This is a genomic window from Azospirillum sp. TSO35-2 (assembly GCF_003116095.1).
Classification (GTDB): domain Bacteria; phylum Pseudomonadota; class Alphaproteobacteria; order Azospirillales; family Azospirillaceae; genus Azospirillum.
In genome coordinates, this window is the sequence record NZ_LGRA01000013.1 from 152,908 (window position 1) to 171,677 (window position 18,770).

At 70.7% G+C, this 18,770-nt stretch carries 17 protein-coding genes; 12 read left to right on the plus strand and 5 right to left on the minus strand.

The window, feature by feature from the left end:
* Window positions 1-9: 9 nt before the first annotated feature.
* Both TSO352_RS08100 and TSO352_RS08105 read right to left on the minus strand, forming a co-directional pair.
* Entirely contained in the window at window positions 10-873 is an 864-nt protein-coding gene (locus tag TSO352_RS08100; protein WP_109106844.1) for a DUF3618 domain-containing protein, read from the minus strand.
* Window positions 874-973: 100 nt separating this feature from the next.
* A complete protein-coding gene (locus TSO352_RS08105; protein WP_109106845.1) occupies window positions 974-1,621 on the minus strand; it encodes a YjbE family putative metal transport protein in 648 nt (215 codons plus the stop codon).
* Window positions 1,622-2,046: 425 nt separating this feature from the next.
* Between TSO352_RS08105 and TSO352_RS08110 the strand changes: the two genes are divergently transcribed.
* Entirely contained in the window at window positions 2,047-3,723 is a 1,677-nt protein-coding gene (locus tag TSO352_RS08110) for a methyl-accepting chemotaxis protein (RefSeq protein ID WP_158284551.1), read from the plus strand.
* Window positions 3,724-3,802: 79 nt separating this feature from the next.
* Here the strand turns inward: TSO352_RS08110 and TSO352_RS08115 are convergent, their stop codons facing one another.
* A complete protein-coding gene (locus TSO352_RS08115; RefSeq protein WP_109106847.1) occupies window positions 3,803-4,402 on the minus strand; it encodes a HupE/UreJ family protein in 600 nt (199 codons plus the stop codon).
* Between the two features lie 349 nt (window positions 4,403-4,751).
* On the opposite strand from TSO352_RS08115, the gene TSO352_RS08120 reads away from it, so the two are divergent.
* From TSO352_RS08120 to TSO352_RS08145, 6 genes are all read left to right on the plus strand, one after another.
* Complete coding sequence (locus TSO352_RS08120; RefSeq protein ID WP_109106848.1) at window positions 4,752-6,044, plus strand: nickel-dependent hydrogenase large subunit; 1,293 nt, start codon at window positions 4,752-4,754, stop codon at window positions 6,042-6,044.
* Complete coding sequence (gene hypB / locus TSO352_RS08125) at window positions 6,044-7,126, plus strand: hydrogenase nickel incorporation protein HypB (protein WP_109106849.1); 1,083 nt, start codon at window positions 6,044-6,046, stop codon at window positions 7,124-7,126. The genes TSO352_RS08120 and hypB overlap by 1 nt, the downstream gene beginning before the upstream one ends.
* A gap of 21 nt (window positions 7,127-7,147) precedes the next feature.
* Window positions 7,148-7,381: a HypC/HybG/HupF family hydrogenase formation chaperone gene (locus tag TSO352_RS08130; RefSeq protein WP_109106850.1), complete on the plus strand. Its 234-nt coding sequence runs from the start codon at window positions 7,148-7,150 to the stop codon at window positions 7,379-7,381.
* A gap of 70 nt (window positions 7,382-7,451) precedes the next feature.
* On the plus strand, window positions 7,452-8,498 hold the full coding sequence (hypE, locus tag TSO352_RS08135) for a hydrogenase expression/formation protein HypE (RefSeq protein ID WP_109106851.1): 1,047 nt from the start codon (window positions 7,452-7,454) through the stop codon (window positions 8,496-8,498).
* Window positions 8,499-8,631: 133 nt separating this feature from the next.
* Entirely contained in the window at window positions 8,632-9,354 is a 723-nt protein-coding gene (locus tag TSO352_RS08140) for a sugar transferase (RefSeq protein WP_247871974.1), read from the plus strand.
* A 266-nt stretch (window positions 9,355-9,620) separates the two neighbouring features.
* The gene (locus TSO352_RS08145) at window positions 9,621-11,051 is read left to right on the plus strand and encodes a S41 family peptidase (protein ID WP_109106852.1); all 1,431 of its coding nucleotides are present in this window, start codon (window positions 9,621-9,623) and stop codon (window positions 11,049-11,051) included.
* A gap of 60 nt (window positions 11,052-11,111) precedes the next feature.
* Here the strand turns inward: TSO352_RS08145 and TSO352_RS08150 are convergent, their stop codons facing one another.
* Together TSO352_RS08150 and TSO352_RS08155 are read right to left on the minus strand one after the other, a co-directional pair.
* A complete protein-coding gene (locus TSO352_RS08150) occupies window positions 11,112-12,347 on the minus strand; it encodes an MFS transporter (protein WP_109106853.1) in 1,236 nt (411 codons plus the stop codon).
* A 207-nt stretch (window positions 12,348-12,554) separates the two neighbouring features.
* A complete protein-coding gene (locus TSO352_RS08155; RefSeq protein WP_109106854.1) occupies window positions 12,555-13,124 on the minus strand; it encodes a hypothetical protein in 570 nt (189 codons plus the stop codon).
* A gap of 281 nt (window positions 13,125-13,405) precedes the next feature.
* Here TSO352_RS08155 and TSO352_RS08160 point away from each other — a divergent pair, with 281 nt between their 5' ends.
* The 5 genes from TSO352_RS08160 (at window position 13,406) to TSO352_RS08180 (ending at window position 18,416) form a co-directional block, all read left to right on the plus strand.
* The gene (locus tag TSO352_RS08160; RefSeq protein ID WP_247871975.1) at window positions 13,406-14,455 is read left to right on the plus strand and encodes an amino acid ABC transporter substrate-binding protein; all 1,050 of its coding nucleotides are present in this window, start codon (window positions 13,406-13,408) and stop codon (window positions 14,453-14,455) included.
* Between the two features lie 134 nt (window positions 14,456-14,589).
* Window positions 14,590-15,747: an ABC transporter permease subunit gene (locus TSO352_RS08165; protein ID WP_109106855.1), complete on the plus strand. Its 1,158-nt coding sequence runs from the start codon at window positions 14,590-14,592 to the stop codon at window positions 15,745-15,747.
* A complete protein-coding gene (locus tag TSO352_RS08170; protein WP_109106856.1) occupies window positions 15,744-16,904 on the plus strand; it encodes an amino acid ABC transporter permease in 1,161 nt (386 codons plus the stop codon). The genes TSO352_RS08165 and TSO352_RS08170 overlap by 4 nt, the downstream gene beginning before the upstream one ends.
* A 20-nt stretch (window positions 16,905-16,924) precedes the next feature.
* Window positions 16,925-17,668: an amino acid ABC transporter ATP-binding protein gene (locus tag TSO352_RS08175; RefSeq protein WP_109106857.1), complete on the plus strand. Its 744-nt coding sequence runs from the start codon at window positions 16,925-16,927 to the stop codon at window positions 17,666-17,668.
* Between the two features lie 40 nt (window positions 17,669-17,708).
* Window positions 17,709-18,416, plus strand: a complete 708-nt coding sequence (locus TSO352_RS08180; RefSeq protein WP_109107359.1) for a response regulator — start codon at window positions 17,709-17,711, stop codon at window positions 18,414-18,416.
* Window positions 18,417-18,770: the final 354 nt, after the last annotated feature.

Below are 18,770 nucleotides of genomic sequence, written 5' to 3' on the forward strand. Positions count from 1 at the left end.
GACGCCTCCTCAGACCACGGCTTCGCGGAGCGCGCCGACGCGGTGGCGCGCCGTCTCGATCGCGTGGAACTGGGCGCCGATGGCGACCTGGAGATGCTCGTCCCGGACATCGTGCAGGGCGTTGCGGAACAGGGCGAGCGTGCCGTCCAGCCCGCCTTCCAGCGACGCCAGCAGATCGCCGCGCCCGCTGGCCCCGCCCACGCCGGCGACGACGCTGCGGGCGCTCGCCTCGGCCAGCCCGTTGATCGGCGACCAGACGCGGTGGACGCCGACGTCGCCTTCGGTCTCCGACCACGCGACCGACTGGCGCAGTTCGGCGTCGAGCGCCGCGGCGCTGCGGTCGAGCTGATCGGCGAGGCTCTCCAGACGGCTCGACAGGCCCTGGTCGCCGATGGTCATGTCGGCACGGCGGAACGAGCGGGCGCCGTCGCGGCAGACGGCGATCAGGTCGGCCAGCAGTTGCCGGCCCTCCGGATCGAGCCGGCGGCCGTGGGCATCGTAATCGTCGAATTCGGTGGTCAGCTCCGGCGTGCGGGCGACCGCCCAGCCGAGCCACAGGGCGCCGACACCGATCAGGGCGACCGGGATCGGGTTGGCGCGGACGGCGCGGGCGATGCGTCCCGACAGGCCGTCGCCACCGCCCTGGATGACGTCGTGGACGACCTGCATCACCCCGCCCGACATCTGGCCGGGCGACAGGCGGAACTCGATCTCGTCGATCACGGCGTCCATGCGGGCGCGGATCGCACCGATCTCATGCTCGATCTCTTCCGGCCGGCGGCGTTCGATGTCTTGCGCCCCGAGGCCGGGCGCCGTGGTCGTGGTGGCCTCGGATCCCGAGGCGGACGGAATGGCGTCGTCGTGGTGGGTCATGCCGGCGTCTCCCTGGAGGCTGCCGGCTTGCAACACCGTCTGGCGCCGATTGTTCCGGCGGCGCCACCGATGCGGACGGTCTCTTCAGCGCCCCTTCCGGTCAGCCGACATGCTGGGAGAAGGCCAGCACCTCGATGCTGCCGTGGTAGATCATGCGCACCGCGACGTAGGCGATGACCGCGAGGCCGAGATAGGCGACCCAGTGGAAGCGGCTCAGCAGCCGGGCGATCAGGCTGGCCGCCGCCCCCATCAGCGCCACCGACAGCAGCAGGCCGATCGCCAGCACCCACAGATGCTCGCGCGCCGCACCCGCGACCGCCAGCACGTTGTCGAGCGACATCGACACGTCGGCGATGATCACTTCCCAGATGGCGGTGCCCACCGGCTTGCCGCCGCCGACGGGGGCGGCGACGGGGGCGCCGCCCTCGTCCTCGGCCATCACGGCGGCGGCCTCCGCCTCCTCGCGCTGGCCGCGCAGCTCGCGGAACAGCTTCCAGCACACCCACAGCAGCAGCAGCCCGCCGGCCAGCGTCAGGCCGATGACGTCGAGCAGCCGCGTCGTCGCCAGGGCGAAGCCGATGCGGAGCACCACCGCGGCGGCGATGCCCCAGAAGATGACCTTCGCCCGCTTGTCCCGGGCCACGCCGGCGGCGGCCATGCCGACGACGATCGCGTTGTCGCCGGCCAGCACCAGATCGATGAAGACGACCTGACCCAGCGCGATCAGTTCCGGAATCAGCGAGTCCACGGGCGATCCGTCGTCGGTTGTTGGTTAAGGGAAGGCAAGCCCTATAGCGCGTGAACAACACGGCACGCAACCATGTCGCCCGGCGATGGTGGAAAAACATCGGAAAGACGTTGCGTGCGAAGGCCGCGCCGGCGGAGCCGGTTTCCGGCCGTCCGAACATCGGGGTGGGTCGATCCGCCGCGGGCTTGCGCCGCCGCCGGCAGGGTCGCAACCGCAGCCGCCCTGCGATTTGATTGAGCAGAATGCCCACTGGACGCGCATATAGCACCGACTTTGCACGAGGACGTTCCAATCTCGACCGGATACGTCGCTTCTTGCGGCGCTACTCATTCCATAAGACACGGTTTGGTAACCACTTCTGTCTAGAAGCTCCCCTCCATCGCGCCATCGTCACGCCCGGGCCGTCGCCGGGGGGAGAGTTCCGTATGCGTCACCTCATCGACCGCCTGTCCTTCGCCCAGAAGCTGGTCGGCCTCACCCTGCTCGGCACCCTCGCCAGCTGTGCCGCCACGCTGGGCGTCGCGCTCTACTTCATCACCACCGACCTGAAAGCCCAGGAGATCGAACGCCAGAACCTGAACATCCGGGTGGCGCGCGAGATCCTGAACCCGAACGCCGGCCCCTACCGGATCGCCGATGGCAAGCTGATGGTCGGCGACACTCTGCTGGAAGGCGCGACCGGGCCGGTCGACCGGATCAAGGCGGCGCTGAACGTCACCGTCACCCTGTTCCGCGAGGACACCCGCATCGCCACCACGCTGGTCAACCCGGACGGCACCCGGCCGGTCGGCTCCAGGATGCCGGCGGACATCCACCGGCGCGTCGTCGGCGAGGGCAACAGCCTGCTCGGCGAATACCCGGTGCTGGGGACCAGCTATCTGGTCAGCTACGAGCCGTTGAAGGACCAGTCGGGCAAGCCGGTCGGCGCCATCGCCGTCGGCATGCCGTCGGGCGAGTTCTACGCGCTGGTCGGGGCGCTGGGCTGGCGCATCGCCCCGGTGTCGCTGCTGGTCGGGCTTGGCCTGTGCGGGGCGATCTTCCTCTACGTAAAGCGGCAGATGCGGGCGTTGCAGCATCTGGCCGGCGCCATCCAGGCCATCGGCACCAAGGACTTCTCCGTCACGGTGCGGGAAACCGACCGCGCCGACGAGATCGGCGACATGGCCCGCGCCGTCGCGGTGTTCCGCGACAGCCTGAGCGACGCCGAGACGTTGGCCCGCCAGCAGCGCGACGCCGAGCAGGCGCAGGCCCGCCGCCACGCCGAGATCGACGCCGCCACCCGCGGTTTCGCCGGCAAGATCGACGGCATCGTCCGGTCGGTCGCCGAATCGGCCCAGCGCATGCGCGGCAACGCCGAGCGGCTGTCGGGCAGCGCCGAAAGCACCCAGGCGGCGGCCAGCAGCGTGTCGAGCGCCTCGGTCCAGGCCTCCAGCAACGTCGAGACGGTGGCCGCCGCCGCGGAGGAGCTGTCCGCCTCCATCGGTGAGATCGGCCGTCACGTCGGCGAGGCGAGCGCCGTCGCCGAGCGGGCGGTCGGCGAGGCCCAGGCGACCAACGACACGGTGAAGGGGCTGGCCGAGGCCGCCAACCGCATCGGCGAGGTGGTCGAACTCATCAACTCCATCGCCGCCCAGACCAACCTGCTGGCGTTGAACGCCACCATCGAGGCGGCCCGGGCGGGCGAGGCCGGCAAGGGCTTCGCCGTCGTCGCGCAGGAGGTGAAGAACCTCGCCAGCCAGACCGCCAAGGCGACCGAGGACATCCAGACCCAGGTCGCCGGCATCCAGGGCGAAACCCACGCGGCGGTGGCGGCGATCACCACCATCGTGTCGACCATCCGCCGCATCAGCGACCTGACCACCACCGTCTCCCACGCCGTCGGCCAGCAGGGCGAGGCCACGCGCGAGATCGCCCGCAACGTGCAGGAGGCCTCCACCGGCACCCACGAGGTGACCACCAGCATCGAGGACGTCTCCCACCAGGCCCGCAGCACCGGCGCCAGCGCGGAGGAGTTGCTGTCCGCCGCCCACTCGCTGCTCGGCGAGTCGCAGACGCTGTCGAGCGAGGTGTCGGGCTTCCTGGCGGTGGTGCGCCGGGACTGAGCGGCGGTCATGAAAAGGGCCGGACGGGGGTTGCCCCGGTCCGGCCCTTTCGCCAGCCGTGTTGTGTACGGGCCGGGTGTCAGGCCAGCGCCGCCAGCGCGACGCCGCCCAGGCCGATGACGGCCCCCAGGCCGCGCAGCGCCAGGGCGCCGGTGCGGCCCTGGGCCAGACCGCGCAGCGACAGCGCCGCGGCGACGCCGGCGCCGTGCAGCGCCGCGGTGGCGAGCGCGAAGCCCAGGCCATAGAGCAGCGGCTGCGCCGCCTCCGGCATCTCGACGCCGTGGGCGTGGCCGTGGAACAGGGCGAACAGCGCGACCGCCGCCATCGACACCGGCAGCGACAGGCACGCCTGCGTCGCGACCAGGGCGCCCAGCGCGACCACCGAGCCGGCGATCCCCAGTTCCACCGCCGGCAGGCCGACGCCGGCCATGCCGAGCAGCCCGCCGCCGACCATCGCCGTCACGAAGGCCGCCGGCAGCGCCCACAGGGCGGCCCCGCCGCGCTGCGCCGCCCACAGGCCGACTGCGACCATGGCGAGCAGATGGTCCAAGCCGCCGATCGGGTGGAGGACACCGTGGACGAAGCCGGCGTCGTGCGCGCCGAAGCTGTGGGCGTCGGCGACCGCGGGCAACACCACCCCGGCCAGGGCAACGGCCGAGGCGAGCGAGAAACGTTTCATGCGAAGCACCCCTGATGTCAGGTCACGCCCGGTCAGCCCCCGCCGGTCCGGCGAAGGGATGGCGGTGACTGCCGGGCGCATTTGACCGGAAGTGTAGCAGAAAGCCGTACCGCGGCCAGGGCCGACGGGCCGGCGCTGCACCGCCGGATCTACGTATTTTGACGCAGGTCAATGTGTTGCGGCACGGTTCCGTCAGGATAGGCGTCGGTTTTTGGTCCCTCTCCGCACCGGCCGCCGGCCGGTGGTGTCTGTCGTCCCCGAAGGGTAGTGCGCGCATGTGCCTGGGCATTCCGAGGCAGGTCCTGGACACCAGCGATGTGGGCGGCAATGGCAACGGCACGGTGCGGCGATGAGCGGACACAGCCTGCCCCCCGCCCGTCTGGCCACCGCCCCTCTGCCCACCGAAGGTTCCGTGACCGTCCGGCTGGCGGTGGCCGATGGCGCCATCCGCCGGGCCACGGTCGCCAGCCGACGCCCGCGGGCCGTCGCGGCGCTGGTCGGGCGCACCCCGGACGAGGCGGTGCGGCTGGCGCCATTGCTGTTCAGCCTGTGCGGCACCGCGCAGGGTCTGGCGGTCGCCCGCGCCTGCGAGGCGGCGCTCGGGCTGGACGCCGGCGCGCACGAGACGGCGCGCGCCCTGCTGACCGACGCGGAGGCGCTGGAAAGCCACGGCTGGCAGGCCGTCGTCGAATGGCCGGCGCGGCTGGGACAGTCGCCGCGGCCGGCGGATCTGCGCGACCTGCGCGCCGCGACGGCGGCGGTCGCCGCGGCGCTGTACCCCGGCAAGGATGCCTTGCGACTCGGCGGCGGCGCCCTGCGGCCGGATGCGGCGGCGCTGCGCGAGGCGCTGGCCCGGATGACCGGCTGGCTGGAGCAGCGGGTGTTCGCCGGCTCGGCCCCGCAGGACGCCGACGCGCTGGCCGCCTGGGCCGCCCGCGGCGGCTGCGACGCGGCGCGTCTGGCGGCCCGGCTGCTGGAACCGGCGCTGGCGGGTTGGGGAGCCTGCGGCGTCCCGGCCCTGGCCGAGCGGTCGCCCGACTGGTTCGCGGCGGCGCTGGCCGCCGACCCCGGCTTCGCGGCGCGACCGCGGTGCCACGGCGCCCCGGCCCATACCGGCCCGCTGGAGCGGCAGGCCGGGCACCCGCTGGTGCGGTCGGTGACGGAGCGTCATGGCGACGGGCTGGCCCGGCTGTTCGCGGCCCGCCTCGCCGATCTGGCGGAGCTGCCGCGGCGGATGGCCGCCGCCGTCGCGGCGTTGGACGCGGCCGACCCGGTGGAGCAGCGATCGGCGCATGGTCCCGGCTCCGGCGGCGGTGTCGCGGAGACGGCGCGCGGGCGGCTCGCCCACTGGGTGCGGCTGGACGGCGACGGCCGCCTTGCCGATGCCCGCATGGTGGCGCCGACCGACTGGAATTTCGCGGCCGACGGGCCGCTGGCCTGCGGGTTGGGAGACATGCCGACGGGTGGCGGCGACGGCGATGCGGTGGAGCGGGCGCGGCTGCTGGTCGCCATGCTGGATCCCTGCGTCGCCTGCACCATCACCGTCGACGATGCGGACACTCTTGAAAACACGACGGATGACGCGCGAGATGGCGGCCGGATGACGGGCGACGCGACGCGCGATGAGCGGGAGGTGGAGTGATGTGCACGGTTTGCGGATGCGGTGAAGGCGAAACCCGGATCGACGGCGTTGCGGCCGGCGGCGACCATGAACACGGCGACCATGAACACGTCGGCCCCGACGGCAAGATCTACCGTCACCGCCACGATGCCGGGCACGATCACGGACACGACGGGGGACACGATGGGGGCCACACCCACGCCCCCGGCTACCACCACGAGGCGCACCACCACGACGACACCCACGAGCATGTCGGCCCCGACGGCACGGTGTTCCGCCACAGCCACACCGGTCATGACCACCATGAGCACCATGAGCATGATCACGGCCATGATCATGACCACACCCATGGCCACGACCATCACCGCCCCGACCGGCCGGACGCCATCGATGGCGGGGCGGCGCTGAACCAGCCGCGGCTGGTGACGATCGAGCGCGGCATCCTGGCCAAGAACGACGCTCTGGCCGAGGTCAACCGCCGCCGCTTCGCCGGCCGCGGCGTGTTCGTGCTGAACCTGATGTCCAGCCCCGGCTCGGGCAAGACGACGCTGCTGACCCGCAGCCTGACCGACCTGAAGGGCCGCTTCCCGGTCGCGGTGATCGAGGGCGACCAGCAGACCAGCTTCGACGCCGACCGCATCCGCGCCACCGGCACCCCGGCGGTGCAGGTCAACACCGGCAAGGGCTGCCATCTCGACGCCGGCATGGTGGCCCAGGCGACCGACAAGCTGGCCGCCGACGGCCAGTTCGCCGGCGACGGCGTGCTGTTCGTCGAGAATGTCGGCAACCTGGTCTGCCCGGCCGGCTTCGACCTGGGCGAGACGCACCGCGTCGTCGTGCTGTCGGTGACGGAGGGCGAGGACAAGCCCCTGAAATACCCGGCGATGTTCGCCGGCGCCGACCTGCTGATCGTCAACAAGATCGACCTGCTGCCCTATCTCAGCTTCGACGTCGAGCGCATGATCGGCTACGCCCAGCGCCTGAACCCGTCGCTGGCGGTGATCCAGCTGTCCGCCACCACCGGCCAGGGGCTGGATGAGTGGTACGACTGGATCGCCGACGGGCTGGCGGAGGTCAAGGCCGCCGCCGCCGTCACCGCCTGATCGAGAAGAAGGACCGCCGCCATGTGCCTCGCCGTTCCCGCCCTGGTCACCGCCCTGCTGCCCGACGACCGCGCCACCGTCAGCCTGGGCGGCGTGTCCTCCACCTGCTCGCTGGAGCTGGTCGACGGCGTCGCGGTCGGCGACTATGTGATCGTCCATGTCGGCTACGCCCTGTCCCGCCTCGACGCGGAGGAGGCGGAGCGCACGCTGGCCCTGCTCGCCGAGGTCGCGGACGCCGGGGCCGCAGCCGCCTGACCACCAGCCCCGCTTCACCTCCAGGCCTGCTTCACCGCCGCCCCTCCCGCCGACCATCCCGGACGCCATCATGACCGACCGCCGCCTCTTCGCCCGCAAGCTCGACATCGCACATGGAGCGGTGGACATGACCCATGGGTCGGGCGGCAAGGCGATGGCCCAGCTGGTGCGCGAGCTGTTCGCCGCCGCCTTCGCCAACCCCTGGCTCGACCAGGGCAACGACCAAGCGGCCTTCGACGTGCCGGGCGGGCGGATGGTGATGACGACCGACGGCTTCGTCGTCTCGCCGCTGTTCTTCCCCGGCGGCGACATCGGCTCGCTGGCGGTCCACGGCACGGTCAACGACGTCGCCATGGCGGGCGCCGTGCCGCTGCACCTGACCGCCGGCTTCATCATCGAGGAGGGCTTCCCGCTGGCCGACCTGAAGCGGGTGGTCGACAGCATGGCGGCGGCGGCGCGCGAGGCCGGGGTCGCCATCGTCTCCGGCGACACCAAGGTGGTGGAGCGCGGCAAGGGCGACGGCCTCTTCATCACCACCACCGGCATCGGCATGGTGCCGCCGGGGGTGGCGCCGTCGGGCGACCGGGCGCGGCCGGGCGACGTCATCCTGGTCAGCGGCACCATGGGCGACCACGGCGTCGCCATCATGTCGACCCGCGACAATCTGGGATTCGAGACCGCCATCCGCTCCGACAGCGCGGCGCTGAACGGGCTGGTCGCGGCGATGGTGGCGGCGGTCCCCGACGTCCACACGCTGCGCGACCCCACCCGCGGCGGGCTGGCGACGACGCTGAACGAGATCGCGCACCAGTCCGGCGTCGGCATGCGGCTGTCCGAGGCGGCTATCCCGGTGCGCGCCGAAGTCGCCGCCGCCTGCGAACTGTTGGGTCTGGACGCGCTCTACGCCGCCAACGAGGGTAAACTGATCGCGATCTGCGCCGAAGAGGAGTGCGACCGTCTGCTCGCCGCGATGCGCGCCCACCCGTTGGGGGTGGACGCCGCCTGCATCGGCCGTGTGGTCGAGGACCCCCACCGCTTCGTTCAGATGGAGACCCGCTTCGGCGGCCGCCGGATCGTCGACTGGCTGACCGGGGAGCAGCTCCCCCGCATCTGCTGACCGGCTCCGCCGGGCTAACCCGTCCTTTCCAAAAACACCGCCCCGTCGGAAGGACCCCATTCGCGCCCTGGCCGTTGCCTCTCTCGGATGGTCCTATGCTCTGACCCGAGACGATCAGGGACGACGAATTCCGATGGCATTGTCCAACATCGCTCTTTTGGGCGCTCCCCGTCTGGACCCCGGCCGGCTGGCCGGGACCCGGTCCGCCATGCAGGCGATGGACCGGCTGCCCGGATGCCCGCCGCTGCACCGGCACCGCGTGAAGCGTGCCTTCGACATCATCGGTTCGCTGGGGCTGCTTGCCCTGTTCGGGCCGCTGATGCTGGCGGTGGCCTGGATGGTGGCGCGCGACGGCGGACCGGCGGTGTTCGGCCACCGCCGCATCGGCGCCGACGGCCGCCCCTTCACCTGCCTGAAATTCCGGTCGATGGTGGTCAACGCCAACGAGGCGCTGGAGCGGCTGCTGGCGACCGACGAGACGGCGCGTGCCGAATGGCTGGCGACGCGCAAGCTGCGCAACGACCCGCGCGTCACCCGGGTCGGCCGTTTCCTGCGCAAGTCGAGCCTGGACGAGCTGCCGCAGCTGGTCAACGTCCTGCGCGGCGAGATGAGCCTGGTCGGCCCCCGGCCGATCATCGACGACGAGGTGCCTTATTACCGCGCCTGCTTCCACTTCTACGCCCGCTGCCGCCCCGGCCTGACCGGGCTGTGGCAGGTCAGCGGCCGCAGCGACGTCGATTACGTGCGCCGCGTCCAGCTCGACACCGCCTACGTCGTCGGCTGGAGCTTCTGGGCCGACCTCTCCATCATGCTGCGCACGGTGCGCGTCATGGTGAAGGGCAGCGGCGCCTATTGAACACGAGAGCGACGCAGCATCGCCATCCCCCTCGCACCCCCGAAAGCAGCCATCCGTTCACGCCCGCGCGCGTCCCATCCGGGCGCGCGACAGGGCCGTTCGCACGCCCCATCTGCGGTTTCGGCGCTACCCTCTTGCCGAAATCGGGGCGGACTTTGAGAATGGGCGAACGACGTGCTAGGGTCGCCGCACCGGCGAAACCCCTGGTAAACTGAACGATGCATGCAAGACCGCCGGACGGACCGGCCAGTCAAGAGGGGCCTAGGATGGCGAAGCTGCTGGGTGCCCTGCTGCTGCTGATGGTGGCGATCGGACCGGCCTGCGCCGTGGCGCCGACCAGCCGTGCCGATACCGTCGCGGCGCTCGACCGCTACCGCGGGGAGTTCGCGAAGGTCCGTGGCTACGGCTCGCTCTCCACCGCCGACCGCAATTACGTGCTGTTCGCCGACGCGATGCGCCGGGTCCTGACCGAACATGTGAAGCCCTACGACCCGCAGGTCCTGGTCGACAAGGCGCTGGTCGGCCTTCAGAAGAAGAAGGCGGAAACGCCGAAGGCCGGCGACCGCGCCCTGACCGAAGCGGCGCTGGACAGCATGCTGGGCTCGCTCGACCCCTATTCCAGCTTCCTCGACGCCGAGCGCTACCGCTATCTGCGCGAACAGACGCAGGGCGAGTTCGGCGGCCTCGGCATCGAGGTGACGATGGACGAGGAAAGCGGCCTGATCCGCGTCGTCTCCCCCATCGACGGCTCGCCCGCCGCCCGCGCCGGCCTGCGCACCGGCGACCTGATCACCCGCATCGACGACGTCGCGGTCAAGGGGCTGAACCTGCACGACGCCGTCGCCCGCATGCGCGGGCCGGTCGGCAGCTCGGTGGCGCTGACCATCCGCCGCCCGCCCTCGACCGAGGCGAACAACCGGGTGTCGCTGACCCGCGCCATCGTGAAGATCCAGCCGGTGCGCTACCGGCTGGAGGGCGACGTCGCCTATGTCCGCATCGCCACCTTCAACCAGTCGACCTCGTCGTCGCTGGACGCGGCGATCGAGGACATGCGCCGGCAGGCCAAGGGCCGGCTGGCCGGCGCCGTGATCGACCTGCGCAACAACCCCGGCGGCCTGCTGGAGCAGGCGGTGCAGGTGGCCGACCGCTTCCTGGGAACGGTGGACATCGTGTCGGTGCGCGGCCGCGATCCGGAGGAATCCCGCTCCTACCGCGGCACCCCGGGCGACCTGCTGTCCGGCCTGCCGGTGGTGGTGCTGATCAACAGCGGCTCCGCCTCGGCGTCGGAGATCGTGGCGGGCGCCTTGCAGGACCATCACCGGGCGCTGCTGTTCGGGTCGCGCTCCTACGGCAAGGGATCGGTGCAGACCATCTCCTCGCTCAGCGCCGACACCGGCATCCGGCTGACCACCGCCCGCTATTACCGTCCGTCAGGCGCGCTGGTCGACTGCTTCGGCGTGTCGCCGAACCTGGAGGTCAAGCCGACCCACGGCAACACCGAGGAAACCCACCCCGACCCCGCCACCTGCGATCCCAACGCCCCGGTCCCGCCCAAGCCGCGGGTGTGGGCGGCGCCGGAGATGTGCCGGGACGTCATGGACAGCCCGCCCAAGCCGGATGACGACCGCCAGTTGGAATGCGCGGTGTCGGCGATCCGCAACCGGCTGATCGGGACGCTGGCGGGCAGCGGGGACTGAAAACGGTGAGCGACCGTTGATCGGGAGGGGATCGCTTGGCGACGCCCCTCCCGATCACCCTCAATCCCCGGCGCAGGCCGTCGCCAGCCGGGCGTTGGTGACACGGTCGTCGAGCAGCGCCGCCCCCCACACCAGGATGCCGCAGAGCGCCAGCGCCGCCCCGACCCAGCCGGTGGAGGTCCAGCCCCAGCCGGCGGCGATGGCCATGCCGCCCAGCCAGGGGCCGAGCGCGTTGGCGGCGTTGAAGGCGCTGTGGTTGAGTGCGGCGGCCAGGGTCTGCGCGTCCTCCGCCACGTCCATCAGCCGGGTCTGCAGCGCGGTGCCCAGCCCGCCGCCGCAGCCGATCAGGAAGACCACCGCCGACACCGCCCAGATGTTGCCGGCGGCCAGCGGGTAGAGCGCCAGCGCGGCGGCGCTCCACAGCAGGATGCCGCCGACCGACGGCATCAGCGCCCGGTCGGCCGCCCAGGCGCAGGCCAGCGTGCCCACCGTCATGCCGGCGCCGAAGACGGCCAGCACGACCGGCACCATCGCCGGCGACACCTGCGTCACCTCCATCAGGGTCGAGGCGACGTAGGTGTAGACGGCGAACAGCCCGCCGAAGCCGATGGCGCCGATGCCCAGCGTCAGCCAGACCTGCCGGCGCTTCAGCGCGCCCAACTCGCGCAGCGGGCTGGATTGCGGGTGCGGCCGGTCGTTGGGTGCGAAGGCCCAGACCAGGGCGACGGTCAGCAGGGCCAGCAGCCCGACGACGCCGAAGCCCCAGCGCCAGCCCACCGCCTGCCCGATCCAGTTGGCGAGCGGCACGCCGACGATGGTGGCGATGGTCAGCCCCAGCATGGTGCGCGCCACCGCCTGCGCCCGGCGGTCCGGCGGCACCAGCGAGGCGGCGACCAGCGAGGCGACGCCGAAATAGGCGCCGTGCGGCAGGCCGCTGAGGAAGCGGAAAGCCAGCATCCAGCCATAGGACGGCGAAAAGGCGCTCAACACGTTGGCGACGGCGAAGACCGCCATCAGCGCGATCAGCAGGGTCCGTCGTGACAGCCGCGCCGCCAGCACCGCGATCACCGGCGCCCCCACCACCACGCCCAGCGCGTAGGCGCTGATGACGTGGCCGGCGGTCGGCTCGTCGATCGACAGGCCGCGGGCGAAGCAGGGCAGCAGGCTCATCGTCGCGAACTCGGTCGTTCCGATGGCGAAACCACCCATCGCCAACGCCAGGAGCACCAGACCGGGATGGTGGGACGCCGCGAGGTCGTGACGACGCGCGTCGGCGTCGTGCCCGGCAGAAGGCATGGTGATTCTCCGCTGTCGCCGCTGGGAAAAAGGGCCCGGCGGTCGGACGAACGGACGCAACCGGGGACCAACCACGATATTTGCCAAGGGCACCCCGTGGCAATCGGTCGCAGGCCGTCAATTTCGCGGGTGCGAGATGAACATGGGGCATGGCTCGGCCACGGCCGCACGGCCCGGACGGCCGAGCGACCGGATGGCAAAGCCGCGTTACAGCAGATCCTTGAACGCGAACTGCGCCGGCGGGTCGGCCCGCTTCGACCGGCGGGGTGGGGACTTGGTCTTCGGCTCCGCGGATGGTGCGGGGGCCAGCGGGGGCTCGGCCGGGGACGGAGGCTCGGCGACCACCGGCGGGGCGGCCACCGGCGCCGGTGCCGGCTCGGGCGGGGCGGCGGGCTTGGGGGCTGCGGGCTTGGGGGCCGTCGAGCGTGGGGCGAAGCCGACACCGTCCTTGGCGCGCTGCTTGGCCTTGTCGCGGGCCTGGGCCTCCGGCGCGTTGGGATCGCCGTCCAGCCATTTGCGGTGCTTGATCACCTCGTTCACCCGGCCCTGGTTCACGCCGAGCTGAAAGGCGATCTCCTGCTGGGTCATGCTGGTGGTCTGGTGCAGGTGCAGCACCTCGGCGGCGAGTTCCGGGGTCATCTTGCGCCCGGTCAGGCGCCGCGCCGGGCGGACGGTGCGCTGGCTGCGGTCGCGCGCCCGCAACCCCTCCAGGATGTCGAGCGCGGCGGTGTTGCCCGCCGCCTTCAGCGCGTCCTCGAACTCCTTCAGCGTCGCCATCAGAACCCTCCCGCTGTCGCCGACCGGTCCCCGCTGCAACCGACAGGATCACAGATAGTTCGTGGCTTGGCGATGAAAAAGCCATCGGCTGTCCGGGGCTGTCCGGATTCGCCAGCGCCGGACGCGTCCGGTTTGTCCAAAGCTGTTCACATCTCGGCCACTCCCGTTCAACCCGGCGGGGCACGTTGTTCAAGCGCCGGCGCGATGGTGGCGGTCGACCGGCCAGGGGCGCGCCCCGGCCACGGCGACCAGAATGACCAAGGCTGAAGGAGCCACGCCCCGTGAAGACCTCTCTCCGTGCGTTCGCCATCGCGGCCACCCTGTCCGTTTCCGCCATCGCCCTGACGAGCATTGCGGCATCCGGCACCGCCCAGGCCGGCGCGACCTTCGACGGCGTGAAGCAGAAGGGTTACGTCCAGTGCGGCGTCAACCTGGGCCTCTACGGCTTCTCGGCCCCCGACGACAAGGGCAAGTGGTCGGGCCTGGACGTCGACGTCTGCCGCGCGGTCGCCGCCGCCATGTTCGGCGACGCGGAGAAGGTGAAGTACACGCCGCTGTCGGCGCAGCAGCGCCTGCCGGCGCTCCAGTCCGGCGAGATCGACATCCTGGCGCGCAACACCACCCGCACGCTGACCCGCGACACCGCCAACGGCCTGAACTTCGCACCCACCAACTATTTCGACGGCCAGGGCTTCATGGTGGCGGCCAAGCTGGGGCTGAAGAGCGCCAAGCAGTTGAACGGCGCCACCGTCTGCGTGCTGCCCGGCACCACGACCGAGCAGAACGTCTCCGACTATTTCCGCGCCAACAAGATGACCTTCAAGCCGGTCGTCATCGAGAAGAACGAGGAGCTGCACAAGGCCTTCTTCGGCGGCCGTTGCGACGCGCTGACGTCGGACGCCTCGCAGCTCGCCGCCATCCGCGCGGCCGAGACGCAGAACCCCGCCGACTACGTCATCCTGCCCGAGCTGATCTCCAAGGAGCCGCTGTCCCCGGCGATCCGCCAGGGCGACGAGGATTGGACCAACTTGGTGACCTGGGCCTTCTACGCCATGGTCCAGGCCGAGGAGAAGGGCATCACCTCGGAGACGGTCGACGCCGCCATGACCTCCCCCGACCCCGACGTGAAGCGCCTGCTGGGCGTCACCGCCGGCAACGGCAAGGCGCTGGGCGTCGAGGAGAACTGGGCCTTCAACATCGTCAAGCAGGTCGGCAACTACGGCCAGAGCTATGAGCGCAACGTCGGCGCCGGCTCCAAGCTGAAGATGCCGCGCGGCCAGAACGCGCTCTACACCGAAGGCGGCCTGATGTACGCCCCGCCGCTGAAGTAAGGCCGCGCATTGCCCCCACCCTAACCTCCCCCGCTGGGCGGGGGAGGGGATCTCTCCCTCCCCTGCGGAGCGGGGGAGGGTCGGGGTGGGGGCAAGTGTCCGCCACGCCTCACTCCCCCGCACGGAGCATCATCATGTCCAACCTAGTCCAGGCGCTGAACTCCGCGCGCGTGCGGGGGTGGCTGTATCAGGGGCTGTTCCTGGCCTGCGCCCTCGCCGTCGCGTGGTATCTGGTTTCCAACACCCTGACCAACCTCGCCAACCGCGGCGTCGCCACCGGCTTCGGCTTCCTGAACCGCGAGGCCGGCTTCGAGATCGGCGAGAGCTTCCTCGCCTACGCCGCCTCCGACACCTATCTGAAGGCGCTGGCGGTCGGGCTGCTGAACACGCTGGCGGTGTCGGCCGCCGCCGTGGTGCTGGCGTCGGTGCTGGGCGTGCTGATCGGCGTGGCGCGGCTGTCGTCGAACTGGATGGTCGGCCGCTTCGCCGCCGTCTATGTCGAGACCATCCGCAACGTGCCGCTGCTGCTGCAACTGGTGGTCTGGTACACCATCATGAACCGGCTGCCGAGCCCGCGCGAGGCGCTGGAGCCGCTGCCGCACGTCTTCCTCAGCAACCGCGGCATGAAGTTCCCGGTGCTGGCCGAGCATCCCGGCCATGGCTGGGCCCTGCTGGCGCTGATCGCCGGCATCGCCGCCGCGGTCGCCCTCGTCCGCTACGGCCGCCGTCACCGCGAAACCACCGGGAAGCCCTTCCCCACCGTGCCGCTGGCCATCGCCGCGGTCATTCTGCCGCCGGTCGCCGCGTTCATCGCCACCGGCGCGCCGCTGGCCTTCGACCTGCCGGTGCTGGCCGGCTTCAACTTCGAGGGCGGCGGCGCGGTGACGCCGGAGTTCACCGCGCTGCTGATCGGCCTGTCGGTCTACACCGCCGGCTTCATCGCCGAGATCGTGCGCTCCGGCATCCTCGCCGTGCCGCAGGGCCAGACCGAGGCCGGGCTGGCGCTCGGCCTGTCGCCGGTGCAGATCCTGCGGCTGGTCATCCTGCCGCAGGCGCTGCGGGTGATCGTGCCGCCGCTGACCAGCCAATACCTGAACCTGACCAAGAACAGCTCGCTGGCCGTCGCCATCGGTTATCCGGATCTGGTCAGCGTCACCAACACTTCGGCCAACCAGACCGGCCAGGTGGTGGAGGCGGTGTCGATGATGATGGCGGTCTACCTCGTCATCAGCCTGTGCATCGCCGGCTTCATGAACTGGTACAACCGCCGAGTGGCCCTGGTGACGCGATGAGCAAGGACACCCCCACCACCCCGTCCACCCTTCCCGCCGCCGGCTGGGCCGCCTCCTATGAAGAGGAGCCGTCGCAGGCCTCGGCCCCGCCGCAGCCGAACGGCGTCACCGCGCTGAAGCCGTTCGGCTGGGCAAAGGACAACCTGTTCAACACGCCGCTGAACACGGCGCTGTCGGTGGCCTGCCTCGCCATCCTGTGGTTCGCGGTGCCGCCGATCGTCGGCTGGGTCCTGCTGAACGCCAGCTGGAGCGGCTCGTCGGAGGCGTGCCGCGAGGCGGCCGGCGCCTGCTGGTCGATCATCGTCGTCAAGCACCGGCTGATCTTCTTCGGCACCTACCCCTATGACGAGCAGTGGCGCCCGTTCCTGGCCTGCGCCCTGTTCGTGGCGATGCTGGGCGTCAGCGGCGTGCGCGCGCTGTGGCGGCCCTGGCTGGCCGGCGCCTGGGCGCTGGTGCTGGGCGCCATGGGCGTGCTGATGTGGGGCGGCGTCTTCGGCCTGACCTACGTCGCCAACGACAAGTGGGGCGGGCTGCCGATCACGCTGATGCTGTCGGTCTTCTCGATCACGCTGGCCTTCCCGCTGTCGATCCTGCTGGCGCTGGGCCGCCAGTCCTCGCTGCCGGCCATCCGCAGCTTCTGCATCGGCTTCATCGAGCTGATGCGCGGCGTGCCGCTGGTCAGCGTGCTGTTCATGGCGTCGGTGATGTTCCCGCTGTTCCTGCCGGAAGGCGTCACGGTGGACAAGCTGCTGCGCGCGCTGGCCGGCCTGACCCTGTTCACCGCCGCCTATCTGGCCGAAGCCGTGCGCGGCGGCCTGCAGGCGATCCCGCGCGGCCAGTACGAGGCGGCCGACGCGCTCGGCCTGTCCTACTGGCAGAAGACGGCGCTGATCATCCTGCCGCAGGCGTTGCGCATCGTCATCCCGCCCATCGTCAACCAGTTCATCAGCTGCTTCAAGGACACCTCGCTGGTCACCATCGTCGGCCTGTACGACCTGCTGACCGCCGCGACGGTGGCGACGACCGACCCCGAATGGCGCCCCTACTTCGCCGAGGTCTATGTCTTCGCCGGCCTGATGTTCTGGATCTTCTGCTTCAGCATGTCGCGCTACAGCCAGTGGCTGGAGCGTCTGGCCAACCGCTACACCCGCCGCTGACCGGCTTTTGGAGACGAGACATGACCGAGAACGCCATCATCGAACTCCGCAAGGTCGGCAAGTGGTACAACAGCTACCACGCGCTGCGCGACGTCAGCCTGACCATCGGCAAGGGCGAGAAGGTCGTCGTCTGCGGCCCGTCGGGCTCGGGCAAGTCGACGATGATCCGCTGCATCAACCGGCTGGAGGCGCACCAGACCGGCCACATCATCGTCGACGGCACCGAGTTGACCGACGACGTCAAGTCGGTGGAGAAAATCCGCCGCAAGGTCGGCATGGTCTTCCAGAACTTCAACCTGTTCCCGCACCTGACCGTGCTGCAGAACCTGACGCTGGCGCCGATCTGGGTGCGCGGCATGGCGAAGTCCGAGATCGAGGAGATCGCCATGATGTACCTGAAGCGGGTGCGCATCCCCGACCAGGCGCACAAGTTCCCCGGCCAGTTGTCCGGCGGCCAGCAGCAGCGCGTCGCCATCGCCCGCGCGCTGTGCATGCGGCCGGAGATCATGCTGTTCGACGAGCCGACCTCGGCGCTCGACCCCGAAATGGTCAAGGAGGTGCTGGACGTCATGATCGAGCTGGCGGGCGAAGGCATGACCATGGTCTGCGTCACCCATGAAATGGGCTTCGCCCGGCAGGTCGCCGACTCTATTGTCTTCATGGCCGAAGGCTCGATCATCGAGAGCGGGTCGCCGGCCGACTTCTTCGAGAACCCGAAAAGCGAGCGCACCCGCCAGTTCCTCGGCCAGATTCTGGAGCATTGAGGACAGGGCGGGCGGCGACAGGCAGAAGCGGATGGGGGTCATGCCGGCGACCATTGCGATCACCGACGACGACGCGGTGACGCGCGAAACGCTGAAGTCCTATCTGGCGGACGAGGGCTTCGCCGTGCTGGCGGCCCGCAGCGCCGAGGAGCTGAAGGAGCTGCTGGCGACCACCGCGGTCGATCTGGTGCTGCTCGACATCCGGCTGCCGCGCCAGGACGGGCTGACCCTGACCCGCGAGCTGCGGGCGGCGTCGGAGATCGGCATCATCCTGGTCAGCAGCCGGGCGGAGAAGCTCGACCGCATCGTCGGGCTGGAGATGGGGGCGGACGACTACATCGCCAAGCCGTTCGAGCCGCGGGAGATCCTGGCGCGGGTGCGCAACCTGCTGCGCCGGCTGAAGGCGCCGGGCGACCAGCGCGACGACCGGCGGCGGCTGTTCGCCGGCTGGACGCTGTGGCTCGACCGCATGCGGCTGACCGACCCGCAAGGCCAGCCGGTGCGGCTGACCGGCGCCGAGTTCGAGCTGCTGTCGACCTTCGTCTGCAACCCTGGCCGGGTGATGAACCGCGACTATCTGCTGACGGCGACGACGCGGCGCAAGTCCGACGCCACCGACCGCACCATCGACAGCCTGGTCCGCCGCCTGCGCCGCCTGATCGAAAGCGATCCCGCCGACCCGCGGCTGATCGTGACCGTGCACGGCACCGGCTATCTGTTCGCCGGCGACGTGGCGCAGGACGGCTGAGCCTTACCGGACAACCCCGAAATCGAGTACCCCGAGCAAACTCCCCCGCCGCAGCCATCACGCGGCGGCCACGCGCTCGGCAACCTGGCCACGGAAGCGGTGAACAACGTGTCACCCGCTGCCGTGGCCCTATTTTTGTGCATTCATCGCGGCAGGCCGCCGCTTTTCAAGTCATGTCGTCACTCGTGGTTGCTGCTTTTCTTTTCCGTTGCGACCGGGGCGAAGTCATGCTCCGGCCCCGGCGGCAGAAAATCTGGTGAATTTTTGGTCTCGACCGCTCGTCTTGTCCCAAATGCGAACGAAATGACACGAGCTGTTCACACAGCGACGCTAAGCCGTTCAAAGAGCCGAGCG

Coding starts and splice junctions, on each gene's coding strand:
- TSO352_RS08100 (WP_109106844.1), bottom strand. CDS start 873: ATGACCCACCACGACGACGCCATTCCGTCCGCCTCGGGATCCGAGGCC.
- TSO352_RS08110 (WP_158284551.1), top strand. CDS start 2,047: ATGCGTCACCTCATCGACCGCCTGTCCTTCGCCCAGAAGCTGGTCGGC.
- TSO352_RS08115 (WP_109106847.1), bottom strand. CDS start 4,402: ATGAAACGTTTCTCGCTCGCCTCGGCCGTTGCCCTGGCCGGGGTGGTG.
- TSO352_RS08120 (WP_109106848.1), top strand. CDS start 4,752: ATGAGCGGACACAGCCTGCCCCCCGCCCGTCTGGCCACCGCCCCTCTG.
- hypB (WP_109106849.1), top strand. CDS start 6,044: ATGTGCACGGTTTGCGGATGCGGTGAAGGCGAAACCCGGATCGACGGC.
- TSO352_RS08130 (WP_109106850.1), top strand. CDS start 7,148: ATGTGCCTCGCCGTTCCCGCCCTGGTCACCGCCCTGCTGCCCGACGAC.
- hypE (WP_109106851.1), top strand. CDS start 7,452: ATGACCGACCGCCGCCTCTTCGCCCGCAAGCTCGACATCGCACATGGA.
- TSO352_RS08140 (WP_247871974.1), top strand. CDS start 8,632: ATGGCATTGTCCAACATCGCTCTTTTGGGCGCTCCCCGTCTGGACCCC.
- TSO352_RS08145 (WP_109106852.1), top strand. CDS start 9,621: ATGGCGAAGCTGCTGGGTGCCCTGCTGCTGCTGATGGTGGCGATCGGA.
- TSO352_RS08150 (WP_109106853.1), bottom strand. CDS start 12,347: ATGCCTTCTGCCGGGCACGACGCCGACGCGCGTCGTCACGACCTCGCG.
- TSO352_RS08155 (WP_109106854.1), bottom strand. CDS start 13,124: ATGGCGACGCTGAAGGAGTTCGAGGACGCGCTGAAGGCGGCGGGCAAC.
- TSO352_RS08165 (WP_109106855.1), top strand. CDS start 14,590: ATGTCCAACCTAGTCCAGGCGCTGAACTCCGCGCGCGTGCGGGGGTGG.
- TSO352_RS08170 (WP_109106856.1), top strand. CDS start 15,744: ATGAGCAAGGACACCCCCACCACCCCGTCCACCCTTCCCGCCGCCGGC.
- TSO352_RS08175 (WP_109106857.1), top strand. CDS start 16,925: ATGACCGAGAACGCCATCATCGAACTCCGCAAGGTCGGCAAGTGGTAC.
- TSO352_RS08180 (WP_109107359.1), top strand. CDS start 17,709: ATGCCGGCGACCATTGCGATCACCGACGACGACGCGGTGACGCGCGAA.